We start from the raw sequence: 23,325 nt of genomic DNA, 5'->3' as shown, positions 1-23,325 counted from the left end.
GCGCCGACCGTGACCGACGCGCAGCGCCGCATCGTGCTCGGCGTGCTCATCGGCTCGGCCTTCGTCGTCATCCTCAACGAGACGCTCATGGGCGTCGCGATCCCGCGCTTCATCGAGGTCTTCGGCATCACGGCGACCGCCGCGCAGTGGCTGACGACCGCGTTCATGCTCACGCTGGCCGTGGTCATCCCGATCACCGGCTGGCTGCTGCAGCGGTTCAGCACGCGCGCGCTCTTCGTGACTGCGATGTCGCTGTTCACGGCGGGCACGCTGCTCGGCGCGGTCGCGCCGGTGTTCGAGCTGCTCATCGTGGCCCGCGTGATCCAGGCCAGCGGCACGGCGATCGTCATGCCGATGCTGTTCACGACCGTGTTCGCGCTCGTCGCCCCCGACCGCCGCGGTCAGGTTATCGGAACCGTGTCGACCGTCATCGCGGTCGCGCCTGCCGTGGGCCCGAGCCTGTCGGGCTTCATCCTCAGCATCGCCGACTGGCACTGGTTGTTCATCACGATGCTGCCGCTCACCACGGCCGCCCTGATCATCGGCGCGGTGCGCATGGTCGACGTCGGCGAGCGCCGCGGGTCGAAGCTGGATGTCCTCAGCGTGCTCCTCTCCATCCCCGGGTTCGGCGGCCTCGTGTACGGGCTCGCGCAGCTGGGCGAGGCGGGCCGCACCGAGGCGGGCGCGGGGCCGGACCCGGTGGTCACGGGTCTGATCTCCCTGGGCGTGGGCGTCGTGGCGCTCGCGGTGTTCGGCACGCGGCAGGTGCGCCTGCAGCGCACCGATGGCGCCCTGCTCGACCTGCGCACCTTCGGCGAGCGGCAGTTCGCGCTGTCGATCGGCATCATCACCGTCGCGTCGATGGCGCTGTTCGGCGCGATCATCGTGATCCCGCTCTACGTGCAGGAGGTGCTCGGCGCCTCGCCGCTCGTCTCCGGCCTCATCATCCTGCCGGGCGCCCTGCTGCAGGGCCTGCTCGCGCCCGCGATCGGCCGGCGGTACGACCGCGTGGGTCCGCGCTCGCTGGTGATCCCCGGCATCCTGCTCATGGCGGCGACCCTGTGGATCATGTCGATGTTCTCGGTCGCGACCCCGATCTGGTTCGTCGCCGTCGCGAACATCGGTGTGAGCCTGGGTCTGGCCCTGCTGTTCACGCCGCTGCTCACCAACGGCATGGCGTCGTTGCGCCCGCAGCTGAACCCGCACGGCTCGGCGATCGTCGGCACCGTGCAGCAGGTCGCGGGAGCGGCGGGGATCGCGCTGTTCCTGTCGGTCGCGGCGTTCATCGCCCCGCCGACCGGCGACGCCTCGATCACGGCCGACGGCGTGCGGGCGGCGTTCACGGTCGCGGCGGTGCTCGCGACGGCGATCATCCCGCTGGTGCTGCTGGTGCGCTGGCAGCGGTCCGCCGCCCCCGGCGGACCGGGCACCCCCGACGGGCACTAGGCCCGTGGCGGTGCGAGCGGCGATCGGCGCCACGGCGCTCGCGCTGCTGCTCGCGCCGCTGCTCGGCGGGTGCGCGGCGAGCCTGCCTGTCGGCGGCGAACGCGGGTCGACGGGGGCCCCGGCCAGCATCCAGCGCCTGGCGAAGCAGGCCGCCGCGAGCGATGCGGTACTCGCGACGCTGGTCGCCGACGATGCTCCCGGATGCTCCGCCGCCGTCGGCCGCCCCGGCGAGCCGCTCTGGGCGGGGGCGCGCGGACTCGCCGACCTCGCGGCCGGCACGCCGCTGACGACCAGCACCCGGTTCGAAATGGCCTCGCTCGCGAAGCAGTTCACCGGGGCACTGGTGCTGGCGCTCGTCGGCGACGGACTCCTCGGCCTCGACGACCCCATCGGCACCCACGTGGCGGGGCTGCCCGCCTGGGGCCGCACGATCACCGTCGAGCAGCTGCTGCACCACACCGCGCGGCTGCCCGACTTCTGGATCGAGCTCGAGGACGAGGGCATCGGCTTCAGCGACCCCGCCGACCAGGCCGCCGTGCTCGCCGCGATCCGGCGGGTCGAGGCGCCCCTCGACGGCTCCGGCTACGCCTACGCCAACAGCCACTACGTTCTCCTCGCGGCGGCGGTCGAGAGCGTCACCGGCAAGCCGTTCGCGGCGACGCTGCAGGCCCGCGTGCTCGACCCGCTCGGTCTCGACGCCCGCATCGAGCCGGCCGCGGTCGCTGCCGACGTCGCGGTCGGCCACGATGCCGAGGGTGTGCCGATCATCGCGGCCTGGACGGCCGTCGGACCGGTGGGCCTCGTCACCACGCCGACCGAGCTGGTGCGCTGGAGCGCCCAGTTCGCCTCCGACGGCCTCCTGGCGGCCGCCGCCGAGGGAGCGGTCGATTCATCGGAGGGCCTCGCCGAGTACGCGGGCGAGCGCTACGGCGCGGGCATCCGCATCGCCGCCGACGGCACGCTCTTCCACGCCGGCCGGTGGGGCGGATCCGTGAGCATCCTCGAGGTCAGTCCCGCGCGCGACCTGACGATCGCGATCGCCTGCAACCGGATGGGCGCCCCGCGTGTCGAGCTGGTCAACGCCCTCTCGACGATCTGGGGGGCGCACGGTGCAGCGAGCGAGGAGGGCGCCGGCGGGAGCGACGGCGGGGAGGGCTAGGCCCGCACCGGAGCGATGCCGCGGGTCGCGGCGATGAGCCGCTCGAGCGCTTCGGGCGCCGTCGTGTTCTCGGCGAGCCGGTTGGGCTTGCCCTCTCCGTGGTAGTCGCTCGATCCGGTGACGACGAGGTCGTACTGCGCGGCCAGCTCGAGCAGGCGGGCCTTCCCGTCGGGGGTGTTCTCGCGGTGACCGACCTCGAGGCCGACGAGTCCCGCATCGACGAGCCGGCCGAGGTCATCCCCGTCGACGACGGCGGCGCGCCCACGGGTGGCGGGGTGGGCGAGCACGGGGGCTCCCCCGGCCTCGGCGATCATGCGCACGCCGTCGAGCACCGTCGGCGCCTCGTGCGGCAGGTAGTAGCCGCCCTGGAAGTGCAGGATCGACTCGAACGCCGCGCTGCGCGTGGGCACGACGCCCCGCGCCACGAGCGCGTCGGCGATGTGCGGGCGGCCGATAGTGGTGCCGCCGGACTGCGCGAGCACGTCATCCCAGGTGATATCGAAGTCCTCAGCCAGACGCGCCACCATGCGCTCCGCGCGCGTCAGGCGGTCGTCGCGCGTGCGCGCCGTCTCGCGCAGGATGACCGGATCGTGCGGGTCGAAGAGGTACCCGAGCAGGTGCACGCTGCGCCACTCGTGCCGCGTGCTCAGCTCCATGCCGCGGATCACCTGGAGTCCCGTGCCGGCCGCAGCGGCGACCGCCTCGTCCCACCCCGCGGTGGAGTCGTGGTCGGTGATGGCGATCGTGTCGAGGCCCGCCTCGACCGCTGCCCGGATCAGCTGCGTCGGGGTCTCGGTGCCGTCGCTGACGCTGCTGTGGGTGTGCAGGTCGATCGGGCCGCGGGTCATAGGGCCATGCTAGGCGGCCCGACCCGGGCGTCCGCCGCGGGCCGCACCCCCCGGGAGCCGCCAAGGCCCGCCCGCTAGGCTCGGCCCACCATGATCCGCCGCTTCTTCGCCGCCGTCATCGTCGTCGGCGTGGCGGCCGCGCTGCTGGTGATCGCGTGGCCGAACCTGTTCGGGCTCGCCGAGGCCCCGGTGGTCGCCCAACTGGTGTCGGTGCGCGCGCTCACGTCGGTGATCGCCGTGGCCGCAGCGATCACGCTCGGGCTCGTGGCGCTGCTGTGGGCAGGAGCCCGGCGGTTCCTCGCCGCGCTCGCCCTGCTCGCGATGCTCTTCGCGCTCGTCAACGGGGCGGTGCTGTCGACGCGCGGGTTCGGCGACGAGTCGTTCCCCACGCGCGCGCCGGCCGAGCTCTCGGTGCTCACGTGGAACACCCTCGGCGACGCCCCCGGTGCGGAGCGCATCGCCGAGCTGATCATCGCCGAGCAGGCCGACATCGTCGTGCTGCCCGAGACGAGTCAGGAGACGGCGATCGCGATCGCCGAGCTCACCCGCGAGGCCGACCGACCCATGTGGGTCTACTCGATCGCCTTCGACTACGTCGCCAAGGCGCGGTCGACGAGCGTGCTGGTCTCGGTCGAGCTGGGCCGGCACGAGGTCGACGACACGGTCGGCAACACCACGGTGCTGCCGAGCATCGTGCTGCGGCCGCTCGACCCGGGCGGGCTGACGATCGTCGGCGTGCATCCCGTCGCCCCGCTGCCCGGTGAGCTGGAGAACTGGCGGGCCGATCTGCGCTGGGTCGACGGCATCTGCGCCGGCGAGAACGTCGTGATGGCGGGCGACTTCAACGCGACCGCCGACCACTTCCGCATCGTCGACCCGAGCGCCGCCGTCGCCGGGCTCGGCTTCGGAGAGTGCCAGAACGCCGGACTGCTCACCGGCAACGGGGCCGTCGGCACCTGGCCGACGCGGCTGCCGCCGCTGCTCGGGGCACCGATCGACCACGTGTTCGTGTCGCCCGACATCGCCGTGACCGGCATGCGCGTGCTCACCGAGTACGACGGGGCGGGCAGCGACCACCGGCCCGTCGTGGCCCGCATCATCCTGGGGTGACGGCGGGCGGGCATCCGCGCGGTGCCAGAATGGGGGCATGACCGACGGCAAGGATGCTCCGCGCGCGACCGAGAACCGCTCCACCACTCCGGCCAGCGACACCTTCCGGCAGTACATCTCGAGCCAGTGGGCCGACCGGCCCCGCGTCGAGGTGCCTGAGCGCCCGGTGTCCGCACGCGCGGCCGAGCGCCGCGCCCGCCTGTCGGCGCTCTACCCGGGCGTGCGGCTCGTGCTGCCCGCCGGCCCGGCCAAGCAGCGATCGAACGACACCGACTACGCCTACCGCGCCCACTCGGCGTTCGCGCACCTGACCGGCTGGGGCGCCGACACGGTGCCGGGCAGCGTGCTCGTGCTCGAACCGACCGACGCCGGGCACACGGCGACCCTGTACTTCCGCGAGGGGGCCGGCCGCGACTCGGACGAGTTCTACGCGAACCCCGAGATCGGCGAGTTCTGGACGGGCCCGCGCCCCTCGCTCGCCGAGGTCGCCGCGGCACTGGGCCTGGCGACGGCCGGGCTCGACACGCTCGAGGAGGTCTTCGGGCTCATCGGCGCCGATCTGGCCGATGCCGACGAGGCGGGCGCCTCGGACGGCGCCGAGACCCTCATCGTGCGCGAGGCCGACCGTGCGCTGACCGACCGGCTCGACGCGCTGCGCATGCTCGCGGGCGTCGCGGGCGACGACGTGGAGGTCGACCCCGCGCGCGACGCCGAGCTGGCGCGCGACCTCAGCGAGCTGCGGCTCGTCAAGGACTCCTGGGAGGTGGAGGAGATGCGCCGCGCGGTCGCCGCCACGCAGCAGGGCTTCGCCGACGTCATCGCCGACCTGCCGCAGATCATCGCCCACCCGCGCGGTGAGCGCCTCGTCGAGGGCACCTTCAACCGCCGGGCTCGGGCCGAGGGCAACACGGTCGGCTACGACACGATCGCCGCGAGCGGGCCGCACGCCTGCATCCTGCACTGGACGCGCAACGACGGCCCCGTCGTTCCCGGCGACCTCATCCTCATCGACGCCGGCGTCGAGCTCGAGAGCTACTACACGGCCGACATCACGCGCACCCTGCCGGTGTCGGGCACCTTCACCGCCGTGCAGCGCCGGGTGTACGAGGCCGTGCGCGAGGCCGCCGATGCCGCGTTCGCGATCGTGAGGCCGGGCATCCGGTTCCGCGAGGTGCACGCGGCCGCGATGCAGGTCATCGCCCGGAAGACCGCCGAGTGGGGCTTCCTGCCCGTCTCGGCGGAGGAGAGCCTCGCGCCCGATGCCGGATACCACCGCCGCTACATGGTGCACGGCACCTCGCACCACCTCGGCCTCGACGTGCACGACTGCGGGCAGGCCCGGCGCGAGTTCTACATGGACGGCATCGTCGAGGCCGGCATGGTCTTCACGATCGAGCCGGGCCTGTACTTCCAGCCCGACGACCTCACCGTGCCGGAGGAGTACCGCGGTATCGGCGTGCGCATCGAGGACGACATCCTCGTCACGACCGACGGGGCCGAGAACCTCTCGGCGGGCATCCCGCGCACCGCAGACGAGGTCGAGACCTGGATGCGGTCGCGCTGACGCGCGCCCGACAGCACCCTTCACGGTCGCGCTGACGCGCGCCCGCGGCCCGGCGTCTAGTCTCCCGCGCTCTCCTCGGCCGCGGCCTGCGCCGTCGACTCGGCGAGCGCGAGACGCGCCCGCGCCGTCTGGCTCGGGTCGATGATCACCTGGTACGAGCCCGCGAGCACCTGATGGGTCGAGCTGAAGTCGCGGCGGCGGCGGTTGACCGCGTAGGAGGCGATGCCGAGCATCATGCCGAACCCGGCCCCGATGAGCGCCGCGGCGAGCACGAGCGAGAAGTCGGGCGCGGGCGAGAACAAGAACAGCACGAGCCCGAAGAACAGGCCCACCCACGAGCCGCTCGCCGCCCCCGCGATCGCGGCGCGCCCGTAGGTCATGCGACCCGTGATGCGCTCGACGGTCTTCAGGTCGCTGCCGACGATCGCCATGCCCGAGACCGCGAAGTCGGCCTTGGCGAGCCGGTCGACGACCTTCTGGGCCTCCGGGTAGGTCGCGTACTCGCCGAGCACGTCGCCCTGCGGGACAGTCGGCGGCGCGGCCGGACGGCGGCCGAAGAGGCTCGGAGTGCTCACCAGGCCATTCTGACAGCCCGCCGATAAGGTTGTGCCGTGAGCAGCACCCGCGTCTTCGTCGCCCGCCTCGCGGGATGCGCGGTCTTCGACCCCGTCGGCGACCGCGTCGGTCGCGTGCGCGACGTTCTGGTCGTCTACCGCCGCAACGACCCGCCGCGCGTCATCGGCCTCGTCGTCGAGGTTCCGGGCCGGCGCCGGGTGTTCGTGTCGATCGGCCGGGTGACGAGCATGAGCGGCGGCCAGGTCATCACGACCGGCCTGATCAACCTGCGCCGCTTCGCCCAGCGCGGCGGCGAGGTGCGCGTACTCGCCGAGCTCGTGGGTCGCGGCGTGCAGCTGCGTGACGGCGGCGGTTCCGCGACCATCGAGGACGTCGCGATCGTCGAGTCGGGCCTCGGCGAGTGGACGGTCGACCAGCTGTTCGTGCGCAAGCCGCGCAGCGTGCCGGCGCCCTTCGCGAAGGGCGCGACGATGTTCGTGCGCTGGGGCGACGTCATCGAGCAGACCACCGGGGCCGTGCCGCAGAGCGCCGAGCACCTCGTCGCCTCCTACAACGAGCTGCTGCCGGCCGACCTCGCCACCTCGTTGCTCGAGCTGCCCGAGACGCGCCGCATCGAGGTCGCCGAGGAGCTCTCGGACGAGCGCCTCGCCGACGCCCTGGAGGAGATGCCCGAGACCGCGCAGGTCGAGATCATCGCCCAGCTCGACGATGAGCGCGCCGCCGACGTGCTCGACCAGATGGAGCCCGACGACGCGGCCGACCTCATCGCCCAGCTGCCGACCGTGCGCGGTGAGCACCTGCTCGAGCTCATGGACCCGGAGGAGGCGGAGGACGTCCGCTTCCTGCTCAGCTACGACGCCGACACCGCCGGCGGTCTCATGACCACCGAGCCCATCATCGTCTCGGCCGACGCCACCGTGGCGGAGGGCCTCGCGCTGATCCGCCGCCACGAGCTCGCGCCCGCCATCGGCGCGGCGATCTGCGTCACCCTACCGCCCTACGAGCCGCCGACCGGGCGGTTCCTGGGCATGGTGCACTTCCAGCGGATGCTCCGCTACCCGCCGCACGAGCGCCTCGGCACGATCATCGACCGCAGCATCGAGCCGGTCGGGCCCGACACCTCGGCCGCCGAGGTCTCGCGCCGCCTGGCCAGCTACGACCTCGTCTCGCTGCCCGTCGTCGACGAGAACCACCGCCTGGTGGGCGTGGTCACCATCGATGACGTGCTCGACTACCTGCTGCCCGACGACTGGCGCAGCGCCGACCATGACACGACGGTGCCGCCGCGCCGCCGCGCCGCCGCGCCCGCTGCCCGCATCCGCCCCGAGGAGGGCCGCTGATGGCGGCGCGCGATCGTCGGCGCGAGCGCCGGCCCGAGGTGCGGCTCGACTCGCCGAAGGGCCTGCGCACCCCGCTCGTGCCGCGCTTCTCGACCGGCAACGACCGCATGGGCCGGTTCTCCGAGGCCTTCGCACGCGGCATGGGCACGCCCTGGTTCCTGGTCGGCATGACCGTCATCGTCACGGTGTGGCTGGTCTACAACACCGTGGCGCCGGTCGAGGCCCAGTTCGATCCGCGGGCGCTGAACTTCACCCTGCTGACGCTGATCCTGTCGCTGCAGGCCTCCTACGCGGCCCCGATGATCCTGCTCGCGCAGAACCGTCAGGACGACCGTGACCGCGTGCAGATCGAGCAGGACCGCCAGCGCGCCGAGCGCAACCTGGCCGACACCGAGTACCTCGCCCGGGAGGTGGTCGCCCTGCGGCTGGCGCTGAAGGAGGTCGTCACCCGCGACCACCTGCGCACCGAGCTGCGAGCACTGCTGGACGAGCTGGATCGCCGCGATCGTGAGGATGTTGAGCGAGCGGATGCTGAGCGAGCGGATGCTGAGCGAGCGGATGTTGAGCGAGCGCAGAGCGGCGCGGGCGACGTGAGCAGCTCCGGGGCTCCGCGGACCGATGAGCGCTGAGCCCTCGGGCCCGGCGCACGACCTCGCGGGGCGCGTGCGGGCCGCACTCGAGCGCGTCATCGACCCGGAGATCCGGCGGCCGGTCACCGAGCTCGACATGGTGCCGAGCATCCGCGTCGACGGCGACGCCGTGCAGATCGACCTGCGTCTGACGATCGTCGGCTGCCCGGCCGCGACCGCGATCGAGCGCGACGTGCGGGCGGCAGCCGAGAGCGTCGACGGGGTCGGACCGGTCACGGTCGACGTCGGGGTCATGGATGCTGCCACGCGCGACGCGCTCATCGCGCGGCTACGCGGCGCCCGGCCCTCGGGTCACCCGTTCACGGCCGACTCGCTGACCCGGGTCATCGCGATCACGAGCGGCAAGGGCGGCGTCGGCAAGTCGACGCTCACGGCCAACCTGGCCGTCGCCCTGGCGCAGGAGGGCTTGCGGGTCGGGCTGGTCGACGCCGACGTCTTCGGATTCTCGATCCCGGCGCTGCTCGGCATCGCCGACGCGAAGCCGACGCGGGTGGGCGACATGATCATGCCGCCGCGCGCGCACGGGGTCGCGGTGATCTCGATCGGCATGTTCGTGGATGCCCGCACGGCCGTCTCCTGGCGCGGGCCGATGCTGCACCGCACGGTGCAGCAGTTCCTCACCGACGTGCACTTCGGCGACCTCGATGTGCTGCTGCTCGACATGCCGCCCGGCACGGGCGATGTGGCGATCTCGGTGGGGCAGCTGATGCCGCACGCCGAGGTGGTGGTGGTGACGACGCCGCAGCGGGCGGCGGCCGATGTGGCCGAGCGCTCGGGGCTGGTGGCCCGGCAGACGGGGCAGACGGTGATCGGCGTCGTGGAGAACATGGCCGGGCTGGCGCAACCCGACGGCAGCGTGCTCGAGCTGTTCGGCTCGGGCGGCGGAGCCGAGACGGCCGCGCGGCTGGAGGTGCCGCTGCTGGCGCAGGTGCCGCTCAGCGTGGCGCTGCGCGAGGGCGGCGACGCGGGCGAGCCAATCGTGCTCGGAACCCCGGGCGCGGAGGGCGACCCGGCGGGAGCGGCGATCCGGCGACTGGCGTCCGAGCTGGCGCGGCGGCCCCGCGGGCTCGCGGGGCGCAAGCTCTCGCTCGCACCCCGCGACGCGGGATCCTCCCGGGCCTAGTAGCGCTCGATCGCCGGCACGCGACGGTAGCCGTCGCGGCTCGCGACGACGACCGTCGAGACGACGGGAGCAGCGGCGAGCAGAGCGATGATGACGAGCAGAGCGGTCATGGCGGGGGTCTCCTTGGTTTCCTGAACACTCTTATTCCAGTGCCCGCGATGCTTTAGCACAATCGATACTTTCTGAAGTAACAGTGCAGTTCTGCTTTAGTATTGCGGCATGGATGTCCGCCGCCTGCAGTTGCTGCGCGAGCTCGCCGACCGCGGCAGCATCACCGCGGTCGCCCGGGCCACGCACCGCACCGCATCCGCCGTCTCGCAGCAGCTGAAGGTGCTCGAGGCCGAGGTGGGCGTCCCCCTGACCGAGCGCCGGGGTCGCGGGCTCGTGCTCACCGGCGCGGGGCTCGCGCTCGCCGACACCGCGCGCCGCATCGCGGTCGCGATCGAGGCCGCCGAGGCGCTGTGGCAGGAGTTCGCGGCGAGCCCGCAGGGCATCGTCACCGTCAGCACCTTCCCCACCGCCGGGCAGATGCTGCTGCCCGGAGTGCTGCTCGCCGCGCGCGAGGAGCCGGGCCTCGAGATCGTCGTCACCGACCACGACCTGCCGCAGCCCGAGTTCGCGATGCTGACCCCCGACTACGACCTCGTGCTCGCCGACTCGCAGGGGATCCCCGCGCACTGGAGCGAGCAGGGGCTGACCGTCGTACCGCTCATGACCGAGCCCTTCGACGTGGCGCTGCCCGCCGGGCACCGGCTGGTCGAGAAGAGCGTCGTCCGCCCGGCCGACCTCATCGACGAGGACTGGATCGGGGCGCCGCTCGGCTATCCCTACGACCGCGTGCACGACCGCCTGGCGGCCGTCGTCGGCCGCGAGCCGCGCATCGTGCAGCGGATCATGGACAACATCATCGTCGAGCGCCTCGTCGCCGCCGGCGTCGGCATCGCCATCCTGCCCCGCTTCACCACCCGCAGCCACGGCAACGGCATCGTGACGCGTCCCATCACCGGTCTCTCGGCCGAACGGCAGATCTCGGCGCTGCTGCGGGCCGACCGCGCCGAGCGGCCGAGCGTGCGCCGGGTGATCGAGCTGCTGCAGGCGGAGGCCGAGCGCGTCATGGAGGGCTACCGCACGGTCGGCGAGCCGCGCACGGTCACGGCGGCGATCCCGACCGTCGGTGGCGCCGGTCTCTGGAGCGCGAGCGCCTAGGTCGCCTCGGGGTCGAACGGCGCCGGGCGCCCCTCGCGGATCAGCCGCTGCCGCTGCGCGTAGGCCGACTCGCGGGGTGCGGCCGCCGCCACGGCGCCAGGCCGGGTGGGCGGTGCCTCGTCCTCGAGCAGCGCCTCGCGGATGATGCGGCGCGGGTCGTACTGCCGCGGGTCGAGCTTCTTCCAGTCGACGTCGTCGTAGTCCGGGCCCATCTCGTCCCGCATCCGCTGCTTCGCGCCATTGGCCATGTCGCGCACGGTCCGCACGAACCGGCCGAACTGGGCGGCGTACCCCGGCAGGCGGTCGGGGCCGATGATGAGCACGGCGATGAGTCCGATGAGCAGCAGCTTCTCGAACGTCAGGCCCCAGGACACCCCTCGAGAATACCGGGGCCAGCCGGGAGGTTCGCCCTAGGCTGGGCGTCGAGAAGGAGCATCGTGGCCAGCAAAGATCTGTCGTGGAAGTTCGTCGAGGACCGCACGGTCGAACCCGACGTCATCCGCGGCGCGCGCGCGCAGTCGCTCGAGCTCGGCGTCGAGCCGATCAGCGCGGCCACCGGCGCGCAGCTCGCGGTCATCACCGCGGCCCTGGCGGCCGAGCAGCTCATCGAGATCGGCACGGGCGTCGGGGTCTCCGGCCTGTGGCTGCTGCAGGGCGCTCCGGATGCGCAGCTCACGTCGATCGACGTCGAGGCTGACCACCACGAGGCGGCTCGTCGGCACTTCACCGACGCCGGGCACCCGGCGGCGCGGGTGCGCCTCATCACGGGCCGCGCGAGCGAGGTGCTGCCCCGGATGAACGAGGGCAGCTACGACGCCGTGCTGATCGACGCCGACCCGGCCTCGATCGCCGAGTACCTCGAGCATGCGCTGCGGCTCGTCCGCCCCGGCGGGGCGGTGCTGCTGCCGCACGCGCTGTGGCACGATGCGGTGCCCGACCCCGCCCGGCGCGACGGCGTCACGGCTGAGCTGCGCGGCATCCTCGCCGAGCTGCTCGAGTCGACGGCCGTTCGCACCGCGGTGTCACCGGTCGGCGACGGTCTGCTGCAGATCGTCACCGCCCGCTGAGCGCACCCCGGATCAGCTCAACGAGGCCGAGCGGGTCGTCGGAGGGGTCTCCGGTCAACCGATGGCGGCAGCGAGAGCGTCGTGCAGCTCGCGGGCCTCGTCGTCGTTGACCGAGACGACCAGGCGGCCGCCGCCCTCGAGCGGGACGCGCACGATGATGAGGCGACCCTCCTTGACAGCCTCCATCGGTCCGTCGCCGGTCCTGGGCTTCATGGCAGCCATTCGGCCTCCCCCTTTCGCTGAAATCCTGCTTCCATTATCCCTTACGGATGCTCAACGGCTAAATCGAGAGGCCGGGCGGAGAGCGGTCTCACCCCGGGTACAGCGACTGTTCGGCGACTATTCGTCAGTGCGTCACGGCGGTGTCCAGTCGTAGCCGTCGACCCACCAGCCGACATGCACCCAGGCGATCTGGCCGGCGATGCCGAGACCGAGTGCGAGCACCGCCAGCGCGACGCGTGCACCCCGCACGATCGGCGGCGACCAGCGACCGCCGACCCGCCCCGTGCCGACGCTCGCGATGCCCAGCGCGAGCGCGCCCAGCGCGGGCGCCAGCGGCACCAGCAGGCGGAACGTGCTCGACTGCGGGAAGAACACGGCGAGCAGGTACAGCGCGTAGGCGATCAGCCAGAACCGCAGCTCGAGCGGCATGCGCCGCATGGCCGGGAGGCCGAAGGAGAGCGCGGCGAAGGCCAGCATCCCGATCAGGATGCTCACCCCGAGCACCTCGCCCCCCGAGAACGGCACCCCCGCGAGCGGCAGGTTCGGCCACCAGACCTGCCCGCCCCACCAGCCGGCCCCCTCGACCCAGGGCATGAACGGCAGCAGCTCGCCCTCGCCGATGTACGGGCGGCGCCACGCGAGCTCGGTCTCGAGGTACCCGCGCAGCTCGCCGGTGCCGACCGCGACGATTCCCGGCCAGGCGAGCCCGGCGAGCCCCGCGATGACCGCCGCGAGTCCCAGGCGCACCCGCTCGAGGGGCGGGAAGGGCTCATCGCGCCGGGTCCACCAGCGCCACCCCCACACGAGCGCGAGCAGCAGGGCGAAGGCGAGCCCGCTCGGCCGCGTCAGCGCCATGACGGTGACGACGACCGGCAGGAGCACCCAGCGGCGGTCGAGCACGAGGATCAGCGCCCCGAACAGCAGTGCGAGGTGCAGGCTCTCGGCGTAGCCGACCTGGACGATCGGCGACAGCGGCGCGACGCACAGCAGGGCCGTCGCGAGCAGGGCCGTGCCCTCGCTGAGCCACCGGCGGCAGAGGCGGAAGAACAGCAGCGCGGCGACCGCGCTCGCGGCCACCGAGATCGTCACCGCAACCGCGGCGAAGCCCTGCGGCGAGGTGTCGCCCGTGAGCGCCATGCCGACCCGGATGAGCCCCGGGTAGACCGGCATGAAGGCCCAGGCGCTTTCGCCGGCGAGCCCGTTCTCATCGCGCGGAATCTCGCTGGGATACCCGACGACGCTGATGATGTAGTACCAGTGGGCGTCCCACAGCCGAGCGAAGTCGAGGTAGCCGGGGCTCGCGGCCGTCCACGCGTTCTCGCCCTGCCGAGCGGCGAACGACAGCAGGATGCTCGTCGTGACGAGCCGCGACGCCGCCCAGATGCCGAGCACCGCCGCCCACCACGGCGTGCGGCGCAGCACGTCGAGCACCGCGCCCGCGGAACCCGCCGCCGGGGGCGCGAGGGTCGTCACCCGACCGGCTCCCCCGTCAACCAGGCGCGCAGCCCGCGCTCGCAGGCGATGATCTGCTCGATGGGCACGCGCTCGTCGTCGGTGTGAGCGAGCGACGGGTCGCCGGGGCCGTAGTTGACGGCGGGAATGCCGAGCTCGGCGAAGCGGGCGACATCCGTCCAGCCGAACTTGGGCTGCGGGGTGCCGCCGACCGCGGCGGCGAAGTGCTGTGCGAGCTCCGCATCCAGCCCCGGGCGGGCGCCGCCCGAGGCGTCGGTGACCGTCATCGTGACCGCGGGCGCGACCGAGGCGAACAGGTCGCGCAGCTCCTGCTCGGCCTCGGCGACCGAGCGCGACGGCGCGAAGCGGTAGTTGACCGTGATCACCGCCTCGTCGGGGATGACATTGCCCGCGACCCCGCCGCGGATGCCGACAGCGTTGAGCCCCTCGCGGTAGCGCAGGCCGTCGACCTCGATCTCGAGCGGCTCGAAGCGGGCGAGCAGGTCGAGAACGGGGGCGAGACCGTGGATCGCGTTGACGCCCATCCAGGCGCGCGCCGAGTGGGCCCGCCGGCCGGTCGCCGTGAGCTCGACGCGGAGCGTGCCGTTGCAGCCACCCTCGATGCCGGCGTTGCTCGGTTCGCCGAGGATCGCGAAGTCGGCGGCCAGCAGCTCGGGCCGGGTGCGGGCGAGGCGTCCGAGGCCGTTGAGGTTGGCCTCGACCTCCTCGTGGTCGTACCAGACCCACGTCACGTCGTAGGCGGGCTCGGCGAGCGCCACGGCGAGCGCGAGCATGACCGCGCAGCCGCCCTTCATATCGACGGTGCCGCGGCCGTGGAGGGTACCGGTGCGGGCATCGCCGCTGCCCCCGTCGAGCTCGAGCCGGCTGGGCAGGTTGCCGTTCACCGGAACGGTGTCGATGTGCCCGGCGATCACGACGCGCTGGGCGCGGCCGAGGTGCGTGCGGGCGACGATCGCGTCGCCATCGCGCACGACCTCCAGGTGCGGGGCGCGGAGGCGGAGCACGTGCTCGATCGCGTCGGCGAGCATCCGCTCATCGCCCGAGACGCTCGCGATGTCGACGAGGGCCGCCGTCAGGGCCACCACATCGTCGAGGGCGTGCTCGAGCGGGTGGTCGGCGGCAGGGACGGCGGTCTCGGTCACGCCTCCAGGCTAACCGCGCGCCGGTAGCCTGGAGGCATGTCGAGCCCCCACACCGCCACCGACTCCGAGCGCGCCACCCGCCACGCCTGGGGCTACGGCCTCGCCACGGTGCGCGAGGCCGACGGCACCGTGCTCGACACCTGGTTCCCCTCCCCCGAGCTCGGCGCGCTGCCGCACGGGCGCGACCCGTACATCGTGCCCGCCGAGATCGAGCACCTGCAGGGCGACGACCCGCGGCGCGGCGTGTGGCGCGAGGCGCGCACCGTGACGATCGACCTGGATGCGGCGCCGCAGTCGACCCCTGACGCCTACCTGCGCCTGCACCTGCTGTCGCACCGGCTCGTGCAGCCCAACTCTCTCAACCTGGAGGGCATCTTCAGCCACCTGCCGATCGTGACCTGGACCACCGCGGGCCCCGTGCACCCCGACGACTTCGACGCGCGCCGCCCGCAGCTGCAGCAGGCGGGCATCAGTGTGCTCGGGGTCGACAAGTTCCCGCGCCTGCTCGACTACGTCACGCCGCCGCGCGTGCGCATCGCCGACGCCAGCCGCGTGCGCCTCGGCGCCTACCTCTCCCCCGGCACGACCGTCATGCACGAGGGCTTCGTCAACTTCAACGCCGGCACCCTCGGCACCTCGATGGTCGAGGGGCGCATCAGCCAGGGCGTCGTCGTCGGCGACGGCAGCGACATCGGCGGCGGCGCCTCGATCATGGGCACGCTCAGCGGCGGCGGCACGCACCGCATCACCATCGGGCAGCGCGCGCTGCTCGGCGCCAACAGCGGCATCGGCATCTCGATCGGCGACGACTCGGTCGTCGAGGCAGGCCTGTACGTCACGGCCGGCCAGAAGGTCGTCGTGGTCGACGGCACGGTCGGTGCCGACGGGCAGCCGCGCGTCGTGAAAGCCGCCGAGCTGTCCGGCGTGCCGGGGCTACTGTTCCGCCGCAGCTCGCTCACGGGAGCCGTCGAGGTGCTGCCCCGCACGGGCGCGGGCGTGCAGCTCAACGCCGCCCTGCACGCCTAGGTCGCGGGTGCGGGATGCTCGCCGCGAGCAACCCGAACCGCGACCACCGGGCGGCCGGAGTCGGCTAGCGCTGCGGCCAGTCGCGGGCGGGCGAGCCGATGTAGAGCTGCTGCGGGCGGCCGATCTTCGTCGCCGGGTCGTCGTTCATCTCGCGCCAGTGGGCGATCCAGCCGGGGAGGCGGCCGATCGCGAACAGCACGGTGAACATGCGGGTCGGGAAGCCCATGGCCTTGTAGATGACGCCCGTGTAGAAGTCGACGTTCGGGTAGAGCTTGCGCTCGACGAAGTAGTCGTCGGCGAGGGCGATGGCCTCGAGCTCGCGCGCGATCTCGAGCAGCGGGTTGGAGACGCCGAGGTCGGCGAGCACCGCATCCACACTGGCCTTCACGAGCTTGGCGCGCGGGTCGTACGACTTGTAGACCCGGTGGCCGAAGCCCATGAGCTTGATGCCGTCCTCCTTGTTCTTCACCCGCTCGACGAAGCGCTCGACGCCCTCGCCCGAGTCGCGGATGCGGGCCAGCATGTCGAGCACGGCCTCGTTGGCGCCGCCGTGCAGCGGGCCGGAGAGCGCGTTGATGCCCGCTGAGACCGAGGCGAACAGGTTGGCCCCGGTCGAGCCGACCAGGCGCACGGTCGAGGTGGAGGCGTTCTGCTCGTGGTCCTCGTGGAGGATCAGCAGGCGGTCGAGCGCCTTCACGAGCACGGGGTTGACCTCGTAGGGCTCGGCCATGATGCCGAAGTTGAGGCGCAGGAAGTTCTCGACGAAGCCGAGCGAGTTGTCGGGGTACAGGAACGCCTGGCCGATCGCCTTCTTGTGGGCGTAGGCGGCGATCACCGGCAGCTTCGCGAGCAAGCGGATGGTCGAGATCTCGACCTGCTCGGGGTCGTGCGGGTCGAGCGAGTCGCCGTAGTAGGTCGAGAGCGCGCTGACGGCGCTCGAGAGCACTGACATCGGGTGCGCCTGGTGCGGCAGCGAGTCGAAGAACCGCTTGAGGTCCTCGTGCAGGAGGGTGTGGCGGCGCACGCGCGAGTCGAAGTCGGCGAGCTCGCTCGCGGTCGGCAGCTCGCCGTAGATCAGCAGCCAGGCGACCTCGAGGAAGGTCGAGTTCGCGGCGACGTCCTCGATGTTGTAGCCGCGGTAGCGCAGGATGCCCTGCTCGCCATCGATGTAGGTGATTGCGCTGCGCGTCGAGGCGGTGTTGACGAAGCCGTAGTCGAGACCGGTGAGGCCGGTCTGGCGCGTGAGGCTCGACATGTCGATGCTTGAGGCACCGTCGACGCTCGCGACGATCGGGAACTCGGCGGAACCGCCCGGGAAGTGCAGGGTTGCCTTCTGGTCGGTTCCGGTGGGAGCGTTGTCGCTCACGGCGCCTCCTCGCATGGGGTGATCAGGGTGTGATCGGTGGTGGGGGCGGGGTCCCGGCACGAGCCATGGTGGTGGTGGCGGCCCGGGAGTGACCCGGTTACAGCCTAAGCGCAACCGGGCACCAGTGTGGCACCCCCCAAGAGGTTCGCTCAGGCGTTGGAGAGGTGCGCCAAGCGCGCGACGGCCGCCGCGATGCGCTCGTCGGTGGCGGTGAGCGCCAGACGGACATGCCGCGAGGCCTCGCCCTCGTAGAAGGTGCCCGGCGCGGCGAGGATCCCGTGCTCGGCGAGCAGGCCGATCGTCGTCCAGGCGGGCTCGTCGCGGGTCGCCCACAGGTACAGGCCCGCCTCCGAGCGGTCGATGCGGAACCCCGCGCCCTCGAGCGCGGAGCGCAGCGCGACCCGGCGGGCCCGGTAGCGCTCGCGCTGCTCGGCCACGTGCGCGTCGTCGTCGAGCGCGGCGACCATGGCGGCCTGCACCGGCGCCGGCGGGATCAGCCCAGCGTGCTTGCGCACCTCGAGCATCGCGCCCACGACCGCCGCATCGCCCGCCAGGAAGGCCGCACGGTAGCCGGCGAGGTTCGACTGCTTCGACAGCGAGTAGACGCTCAGCAGGCTCGTGCGGTCGCCATCGGTCACGGCCGGGTGCAGGATGCTCGGCACCGGCTCCTCGCCCCAGCCCAGCTCGGCGTAGCACTCGTCGTTGACCAGCACGGCCCCGAGCGCGCGGGCGCGCGCGACCGCCGCCCGCAGGGCGTCGACCCCCAGCACCGCCCCGTTGGGGTTGCCCGGCGAGTTGAGCCAGATGAGGCGGGTGCCCTCCGGCCAGCGCGCGGGGTCGTCCTCCGCCACCGCGGTCGCGCCGACCAGGGCGGCGCCGACCGCGTACGTCGGGTAGGCGGTGCGCGGGTGCACGATGGTGTCGCCGGGCCCGAGGCCGAGCAGCAGCGGCAGGAGGGCGACGAGCTCCTTCGATCCGATGGTCGGGAGCACCGCATCCGTCGTCAGACCGACCACGCCGCGGCGCCGGGCATACCAGCGCACGATCGCCTCGCGCAGGGCGGGCGTGCCCATCGTCTGCGGGTAGGCATGGGCGTCGGTCGCGGCGACCAGTGCCTCGCGGATCACCGCAGGCGTCGGGTCGACGGGCGAGCCCACCGACAGGTCGACGATGCCGTCGGCGTGCTCCCGGGCGCGCGCCGCGAAGGGCGCGAGGGAGTCCCAGGGGAAGTCGGGAAGCGCGCTGCGGGTCACCGGAGGGCTAGCCCTGCGGGGGCACCGCGGCGACGACCGGGTGGTCGCCCGCGATCACGCCCACCTTGGCGGCGCCGCCGGGCGAGCCGATCTCGCTGAAGAACTCGACGTTGGCCGTGTAGTAGTCGCTCCACTCGGCCGGGAGGTCGTCCTCGTAGAAGATGGCCTCGACCGGGCACACCGGCTCGCAGGCGCCGCAGTCGACGCACTCGTCGGGGTGGATGTAGAGCATCCGGTCGCCCTCGTAGATGCAATCGACGGGGCACTCGTCGATGCACGCGCGGTCCTTGACATCGACGCAGGGAAGGGCGATCACGTAGGTCACGGCAGTGAGGGGTCTTTCTCTTCGGTGAACCGCGGGGATGCGGGCGCCACAGCGCCACCGCCCTCCATGCTAGCCGCCGCGCGCCGGGGAGCCCGCTGGATGCGCGGCCAGCCGAGCACCACAAGCGCGATCATCGAGACGCCGATGAGCCAGGCGTAGCCGATCGGGTTGCCGGGCACGAGCACCGAGCCGTCGGTGATGCTCGCCATGAGTCCCACGAGCAGGATGGCGCCAACCGCGCCGGCCGTTGCCGGCCCGCGCACCCCGCCCCACACCCGCAACCCCGCGAGGTAGAGGCCGAGGGTGATGAGCGCGATCATCAGGCCGATCGGCGGCAGCGACTGGTGCGCCAAGGTGCCCAGGAACCCGAGGGCGGCGCCGCCCCCGAGAGCGAGCGCGATGACGCCCGCGCGGGCCGCCATCGCCATTCGGGCGTAGTCGGGATCGATGCGGGGCACGCGCTCAGGCGTCCAGCCGCAGCATCCACCCGTGCGGGTCGGGAAGCCGGCCGTACTGGATGTCGGTCAGCTCGGCCCGCAGCGACATCGTCAGATCGCCGGCCGCGGTGTCGGGGCTGCCGATCGTGAAGTCGGCGGCCTTGATCATCGCGATCGGCGTGACGACCGCGGCGGTGCCGCAGGCGAAGGCCTCGACGATGTCGCCGGAGGCGGCACCCTCGCGCCACTCGTCGATGCTCACGCGGCGGCGCTCGACGCGGTGGCCGCGGTCCTCCGCCAGCTGCAGGATCGAGTCACGGGTGATGCCCTCGAGGATCGAGTCGCTCTTCGGGGTGACGAGCGTGCCGTCCTTGTAGACGAGCACGATGTTCATTCCACCGAGCTCCTCCAGCCACTTCCCCTCGACGGAGTCGAGGAAGAGCACCTGGGCGCAGCCGTGCTCGGCCGCCTCCGCCTGCGCGACGAGGGAGGCCGCGTAGTTGCCGCCGGTCTTCGCCGCCCCCGTGCCGCCCTTGCCGGCGCGCGAGTACTCGGTCGAGAGCCAGATCGACACGGGCTTCACTCCGCCCTGGAAGTAGGCGCCGGCGGGCGAGGCGATCACGTAGAACGCGACCTTGTGCGCGGGCCGCACGCCGAGGAAGGCCTCCTTGGCGAACATGAACGGCCGCAGGTACAGGCTCGTCTCGGGAGCGCTCGGCACCCAGTCGCCGTCGATCGCGACGAGCTGCCGCAGCGCCTCGATGAAGTACTGCTCGGGCAGCTCCGGCAGCGCCAGGCGCTTCGCCGACCGCTGCAGGCGGCGGGCGTTCGCGTCGGGGCGGAACGACCAGATCGAGCCGTCGGCGTGACGGTAGGCCTTCAGGCCCTCGAAGATCTCCTGCCCGTAGTGCAGCACGGCCGCGGCCGGGTCGAGGCTGATCGGGCCGTAGGGCTGCACGCGCGGGCGGTGCCAGCCGCCGCGCTCGCTCCAGCAGATGTCGACCATGTGGTCGGTGAAGTGCTTGCCGAAGCCCGGGTCGGCGAGGATCGCGTCGCGCTCGGCGGCAGGCTTCGCCGCCTCGTTGCGGGTCACGGCCCAGGCGAGGTCGGGGGTCGCCATCGGAAGGAGAGTCGTCATGGGAGTCCTCGGAAGGTCGCCGGCGACGCGGGGTCGCCGGGAGAGCGTGGGTTACAGCGTACTGCCCGACCCCGGGCGGGATCTCAGGCCAATCGGCGGGCGCTGGCGCCCGCGAACGGAACGAGCGCTGGCGCCCGTTTAGCGCAGGCGGGCGGCGATGGCGTCTCCGACCTCGCTCGTGCGGCGCGGGGCACTGCCGCGCTCGGCGAGGTCGGCGAGCACCGCGGCGCGGATGCGCGCCGCGGCATCCGGCAGCGCCTGCTGGTCGAGCAGGATCGCCGCCGACAGGATCGCCGCGGTCGGGTCGGCCTTCTGCTGCCCCGCGATGTCGGGCGCGGAGCCGTGGACCGGCTCGACCATGCTCGGGAACGCGCCGTCGGGGTTCAGGTTGCCCGAAGCGGCGAGCCCGATGCCGCCACCGATCGCGGCGGCCAGGTCGGTGAGGATGTCGCCGAACAGGTTGTCGGTGACGATCACGTCGAAGCGCGACGGGTCGGTCGCGAGGAAGATGGTCGCCGCGTCGACGTGCAGGTAGTCGACGGTCACGGAGGCGAACTCGGGCGCGACCCGGTCGACGACGCTCTGCCACAGCGCGCCGGCGTGCACGAGCACGTTGGTCTTGTGCACGAGCGTGAGCTTCTGGCGGCGCGCCGCGGCCTGCGCGAAAGCGAACCGCACGACGCGCTCGATGCCGAACGCGGTGTTGATCGAGACCTCGGTGGCGACCTCGTGCGGGGTTCCCTGCCGGAATCGGCCGCCGTTGCCCACGTACGGGCCTTCGGTGCCCTCGCGCACGACGACGAAGTCGACCGAGCCCGGGTCGGCCAGCGGCGAGGCGATGCCGGGGGCCAGGAACGTCGGGCGCAGGTTGACGTAGTGGTCGAACGCGAACCGCAGCTTCAGCAGCAGGCCGCGCTCGATGATGCCGCCCGCGAGCCGCGGGTCGCGCGGGTCGCCACCGACCGCACCGAACAGGATGGCGTCGTGCTGCGCCAGCGCCTCGAGCGTCGCCTCGTCGAGAATCTCGCCCGTCGCCAGGTAGTGCTCGGCGCCCAGCGGGTAGGCGGTCTCCGTGACGGTCGCATCACCGGCGACCGCGACGCGCAGCACCTTGAGCGCCTCAGCGGTCACCTCGGGGCCGATGCCGTCGCCGCCGATGATGGCGAGGTCAAGGGTGCGGGTCATGGGGTCCTCCTTCGTCCGACGCGCGTCGCTGCGCACCGGGTCACGTGCGGGGTCTGCTGGGGGTGCTGCGTCACTGCTCGACGATCGTGATGGCCCGCATGACGCGGGCGTCGATCGCCGACTGCACCCGCTCGAGCAGCTCATCGGGCACGCGCGAGTCGACGGTGAGCACGCTCAGTGCCTCACCGCCGGCCTCGCGGCGTGCGATCTGCATGCCGGCGATGTTGATGCTGGCCTCGCCGAACTCCTTGCCGTAGACGGCCACGATGCCCGGGCGGTCGGTGTAGAGCATCACGATGAGGTGCTCGGCCATCGGCACCTCGACGTCATAGCCGTTGATCTCGACGATCTTCTGCGCCTGCTTGGCGCCCACGAGGGTGCCCGAGACGCTCAGCTGCGTGCCGTCGCTCAGGGCCCCGCGGATCGTCAGCAGGTTGCGGTACTCCTCGCTGCTCGCCTCGGTGAGCAGACGCACGGCGACGCCGCGCTGCTCGGCGAGCAGCGGGGCGTTGACGTAGCTGACCTGCTCGCTCGAGATGCGACTGAAGATGCCCTTGAGGGCCGCGAGCTTGAGCACGCCGACGTCGTGCGCGACGATCTCGCCGCGCACCTCGACGTCGATGCTCGCGAACGAGTGATCGGCGAGCGCCGCGAACACCTGCCCCAGCTTCTCCATGAGCGGGATGCCCGGGCGCACGCTCGGGTCGATCGCCCCACCGGCCACGTTGACGGCGTCGGGCACGAGCTCGCCGTCGAGCGCGAGGCGCACCGACTTGGCCACGGCGACGCCCGCCTTCTCCTGCGCCTCGTCCGTCGAGGCCCCGAGGTGCGGCGTGAGCTGGATGCCGGGGGCACCGAGCAGCGGCGAGCCGGTCGGCGGCTCGGAGACGAACACGTCGAGACCCGCGCCGGCGATGCGGCCGCTCTGCAGGGCCTCCAGGAGAGCATCCTCGTCGATGATGCCGCCGCGGCTCGCGTTGACGATGCGCAGCGTGGGCTTGGCGAGCGCGAACTCGTCCGCGCCGATGAGGTTCGTCGTCTCGGGCGTCTTCGGGATGTGGATGGTGATGAAGTCGCTGCGCCGCATGAGCTCGTCGAGCTCGACGAGGGTCACGCCCAGCTGCTGGGCGCGGGCCGGCGGCACGTAGGGGTCGTAGGCGATCAGCTCGACCCCGAAGGCGGCGAGGCGCTGGGCGACGAGCACGCCGATGCGGCCGAGACCGACGACACCGACCGTCTTCTCGTACAGCTCGGCGCCCGTGAAGGCCGAGCGCTTCCACTGCCCCGCCTTCATGCTCGCGTCGGCCGCGGGCAGGTGCCGGGCCAGGGCGAGCAGGTGGGTGATGGCGAGCTCGGCGGCGCTGATCACGTTGCTGGTCGGGGCGTTCACGACCATGACGCCGGCGCGGGTCGCGGCGGGCACGTCGACATTGTCGAGGCCGACCCCCGCGCGCGCGATGACGCGCAGGTTCGGGCCGGCGGCGATGGCCTCCGCATCCATCTGCGTGGCCGAGCGGATGAGCACCGCGTTCGCGTCGGCGAGCGCCGCGAGCAGGGCCCCGCGGTCGGTGCCGTCGACCTGGCGGATATCGAAGTCGGGCCCCAGGGCGTCGACGGTGGCGGGTGACAGCTCTTCGGCGATGAGTACGACCGGCTTGCTCACGGTGAG

At 72.6% G+C, this 23,325-nt stretch carries 23 protein-coding genes; 10 read left to right on the top strand and 13 right to left on the bottom strand.

The annotated features are described in order from the left end of the window. The first annotated feature begins 9 nt into the window (after window positions 1-9). Window positions 10-1,446, top strand: a complete 1,437-nt coding sequence (locus tag BJ959_RS10730) for a DHA2 family efflux MFS transporter permease subunit (RefSeq protein WP_341799863.1) — start codon at window positions 10-12, stop codon at window positions 1,444-1,446. 10 nt (window positions 1,447-1,456) lie between these two features. Then, window positions 1,457-2,605 carry a serine hydrolase gene (locus BJ959_RS10725; RefSeq protein WP_165878977.1) on the top strand — a complete coding sequence of 383 codons (1,149 nt, stop codon included), beginning with the start codon at window positions 1,457-1,459 and terminating at the stop codon, window positions 2,603-2,605. On the opposite strand, the gene BJ959_RS10720 is transcribed toward BJ959_RS10725, so the two are convergent. Next, on the bottom strand, window positions 2,602-3,453 hold the full coding sequence (locus tag BJ959_RS10720; protein ID WP_153981830.1) for a PHP domain-containing protein: 852 nt from the start codon (window positions 3,451-3,453) through the stop codon (window positions 2,602-2,604). The genes BJ959_RS10725 and BJ959_RS10720 overlap by 4 nt on opposite strands. A gap of 90 nt (window positions 3,454-3,543) precedes the next feature. Between BJ959_RS10720 and BJ959_RS10715 the strand changes: the two genes are divergently transcribed. Both BJ959_RS10715 and BJ959_RS10710 read left to right on the top strand, forming a co-directional pair. After that, window positions 3,544-4,563, top strand: coding sequence for an endonuclease/exonuclease/phosphatase family protein (locus tag BJ959_RS10715; RefSeq protein ID WP_153981829.1), 1,020 nt, complete (start codon window positions 3,544-3,546; stop codon window positions 4,561-4,563). A 37-nt stretch (window positions 4,564-4,600) separates the two neighbouring features. Continuing rightward, window positions 4,601-6,127 (top strand): aminopeptidase P family protein, encoded by a 1,527-nt coding sequence (locus BJ959_RS10710; protein ID WP_153981828.1) that lies wholly within the window; start codon window positions 4,601-4,603, stop codon window positions 6,125-6,127. A 56-nt stretch (window positions 6,128-6,183) separates the two neighbouring features. Here the strand turns inward: BJ959_RS10710 and BJ959_RS10705 are convergent, their stop codons facing one another. Next, the gene (locus BJ959_RS10705) at window positions 6,184-6,702 is read right to left on the bottom strand and encodes a YflT domain-containing protein (protein WP_183321983.1); all 519 of its coding nucleotides are present in this window, start codon (window positions 6,700-6,702) and stop codon (window positions 6,184-6,186) included. A 36-nt stretch (window positions 6,703-6,738) separates the two neighbouring features. Between BJ959_RS10705 and BJ959_RS10700 the strand changes: the two genes are divergently transcribed. The 4 genes from BJ959_RS10700 to BJ959_RS10685 all read left to right on the top strand — a co-directional run bounded on the left by BJ959_RS10700 (window position 6,739) and on the right by BJ959_RS10685 (window position 11,022). Beyond that, entirely contained in the window at window positions 6,739-8,043 is a 1,305-nt protein-coding gene (locus BJ959_RS10700) for a magnesium transporter MgtE N-terminal domain-containing protein (RefSeq protein ID WP_183321981.1), read from the top strand. Then, window positions 8,043-8,672 (top strand): DUF1003 domain-containing protein, encoded by a 630-nt coding sequence (locus tag BJ959_RS10695; protein ID WP_153981826.1) that lies wholly within the window; start codon window positions 8,043-8,045, stop codon window positions 8,670-8,672. The genes BJ959_RS10700 and BJ959_RS10695 overlap by 1 nt, the downstream gene beginning before the upstream one ends. Next, window positions 8,662-9,816: an Mrp/NBP35 family ATP-binding protein gene (locus BJ959_RS10690; protein ID WP_153981825.1), complete on the top strand. Its 1,155-nt coding sequence runs from the start codon at window positions 8,662-8,664 to the stop codon at window positions 9,814-9,816. The genes BJ959_RS10695 and BJ959_RS10690 overlap by 11 nt, the downstream gene beginning before the upstream one ends. A gap of 219 nt (window positions 9,817-10,035) precedes the next feature. Further along, the gene (locus BJ959_RS10685; RefSeq protein ID WP_153981824.1) at window positions 10,036-11,022 is read left to right on the top strand and encodes a LysR family transcriptional regulator; all 987 of its coding nucleotides are present in this window, start codon (window positions 10,036-10,038) and stop codon (window positions 11,020-11,022) included. On the opposite strand, the gene BJ959_RS10680 is transcribed toward BJ959_RS10685, so the two are convergent. Further along, window positions 11,019-11,396 carry a sec-independent translocase gene (locus BJ959_RS10680; protein ID WP_153981823.1) on the bottom strand — a complete coding sequence of 126 codons (378 nt, stop codon included), beginning with the start codon at window positions 11,394-11,396 and terminating at the stop codon, window positions 11,019-11,021. The genes BJ959_RS10685 and BJ959_RS10680 overlap by 4 nt on opposite strands. A gap of 63 nt (window positions 11,397-11,459) precedes the next feature. Here BJ959_RS10680 and BJ959_RS10675 point away from each other — a divergent pair, with 63 nt between their 5' ends. Then, window positions 11,460-12,089, top strand: a complete 630-nt coding sequence (locus BJ959_RS10675; RefSeq protein ID WP_153981822.1) for a class I SAM-dependent methyltransferase — start codon at window positions 11,460-11,462, stop codon at window positions 12,087-12,089. Between the two features lie 54 nt (window positions 12,090-12,143). Here BJ959_RS10675 and BJ959_RS10670 read toward each other — a convergent pair whose 3' ends face one another. The 3 genes from BJ959_RS10670 to dapE all read right to left on the bottom strand — a co-directional run bounded on the left by BJ959_RS10670 (window position 12,144) and on the right by dapE (window position 14,926). Then, window positions 12,144-12,311, bottom strand: coding sequence for a DUF3117 domain-containing protein (locus BJ959_RS10670; protein WP_082005572.1), 168 nt, complete (start codon window positions 12,309-12,311; stop codon window positions 12,144-12,146). Between the two features lie 132 nt (window positions 12,312-12,443). After that, window positions 12,444-13,784, bottom strand: a complete 1,341-nt coding sequence (locus BJ959_RS10665; RefSeq protein ID WP_341799861.1) for a hypothetical protein — start codon at window positions 13,782-13,784, stop codon at window positions 12,444-12,446. Beyond that, window positions 13,781-14,926: a succinyl-diaminopimelate desuccinylase gene (dapE, locus tag BJ959_RS10660; RefSeq protein ID WP_183321979.1), complete on the bottom strand. Its 1,146-nt coding sequence runs from the start codon at window positions 14,924-14,926 to the stop codon at window positions 13,781-13,783. The genes BJ959_RS10665 and dapE overlap by 4 nt, the downstream gene beginning before the upstream one ends. Window positions 14,927-14,962: 36 nt before the next feature. Between dapE and dapD the strand changes: the two genes are divergently transcribed. Continuing rightward, the gene (gene dapD / locus BJ959_RS10655; RefSeq protein WP_153981821.1) at window positions 14,963-15,952 is read left to right on the top strand and encodes a 2,3,4,5-tetrahydropyridine-2,6-dicarboxylate N-succinyltransferase; all 990 of its coding nucleotides are present in this window, start codon (window positions 14,963-14,965) and stop codon (window positions 15,950-15,952) included. Between the two features lie 64 nt (window positions 15,953-16,016). On the opposite strand, the gene BJ959_RS10650 is transcribed toward dapD, so the two are convergent. The 7 genes from BJ959_RS10650 to serA all read right to left on the bottom strand — a co-directional run bounded on the left by BJ959_RS10650 (window position 16,017) and on the right by serA (window position 23,319). Further along, entirely contained in the window at window positions 16,017-17,318 is a 1,302-nt protein-coding gene (locus tag BJ959_RS10650; protein ID WP_424960740.1) for a citrate synthase, read from the bottom strand. Between the two features lie 149 nt (window positions 17,319-17,467). Beyond that, complete coding sequence (gene dapC / locus BJ959_RS10645) at window positions 17,468-18,571, bottom strand: succinyldiaminopimelate transaminase (protein WP_153981819.1); 1,104 nt, start codon at window positions 18,569-18,571, stop codon at window positions 17,468-17,470. 7 nt (window positions 18,572-18,578) lie between these two features. Beyond that, window positions 18,579-18,896, bottom strand: coding sequence for a ferredoxin (gene fdxA, locus BJ959_RS10640; protein ID WP_153981818.1), 318 nt, complete (start codon window positions 18,894-18,896; stop codon window positions 18,579-18,581). Continuing rightward, window positions 18,893-19,354, bottom strand: coding sequence for a hypothetical protein (locus tag BJ959_RS10635; protein WP_153981817.1), 462 nt, complete (start codon window positions 19,352-19,354; stop codon window positions 18,893-18,895). Before BJ959_RS10635 ends, fdxA begins: the two co-directional genes overlap by 4 nt. Before the next feature lie 4 nt (window positions 19,355-19,358). Beyond that, window positions 19,359-20,471: a branched-chain amino acid aminotransferase gene (locus BJ959_RS10630; protein WP_424960739.1), complete on the bottom strand. Its 1,113-nt coding sequence runs from the start codon at window positions 20,469-20,471 to the stop codon at window positions 19,359-19,361. A 138-nt stretch (window positions 20,472-20,609) separates the two neighbouring features. Continuing rightward, window positions 20,610-21,656 carry a 3-isopropylmalate dehydrogenase gene (locus tag BJ959_RS10625; protein ID WP_153981816.1) on the bottom strand — a complete coding sequence of 349 codons (1,047 nt, stop codon included), beginning with the start codon at window positions 21,654-21,656 and terminating at the stop codon, window positions 20,610-20,612. Window positions 21,657-21,726: 70 nt separating this feature from the next. Then, window positions 21,727-23,319, bottom strand: a complete 1,593-nt coding sequence (gene serA / locus BJ959_RS10620; protein WP_153981815.1) for a phosphoglycerate dehydrogenase — start codon at window positions 23,317-23,319, stop codon at window positions 21,727-21,729. Between the last annotated feature and the right edge of the window lie 6 nt (window positions 23,320-23,325).

The organism is Microcella frigidaquae (assembly GCF_014200395.1).
Classification (GTDB): Bacteria; Actinomycetota; Actinomycetes; order Actinomycetales; family Microbacteriaceae; genus Microcella; species Microcella frigidaquae.
This window is presented reverse-complemented; position numbering and strand designations above follow the sequence as displayed.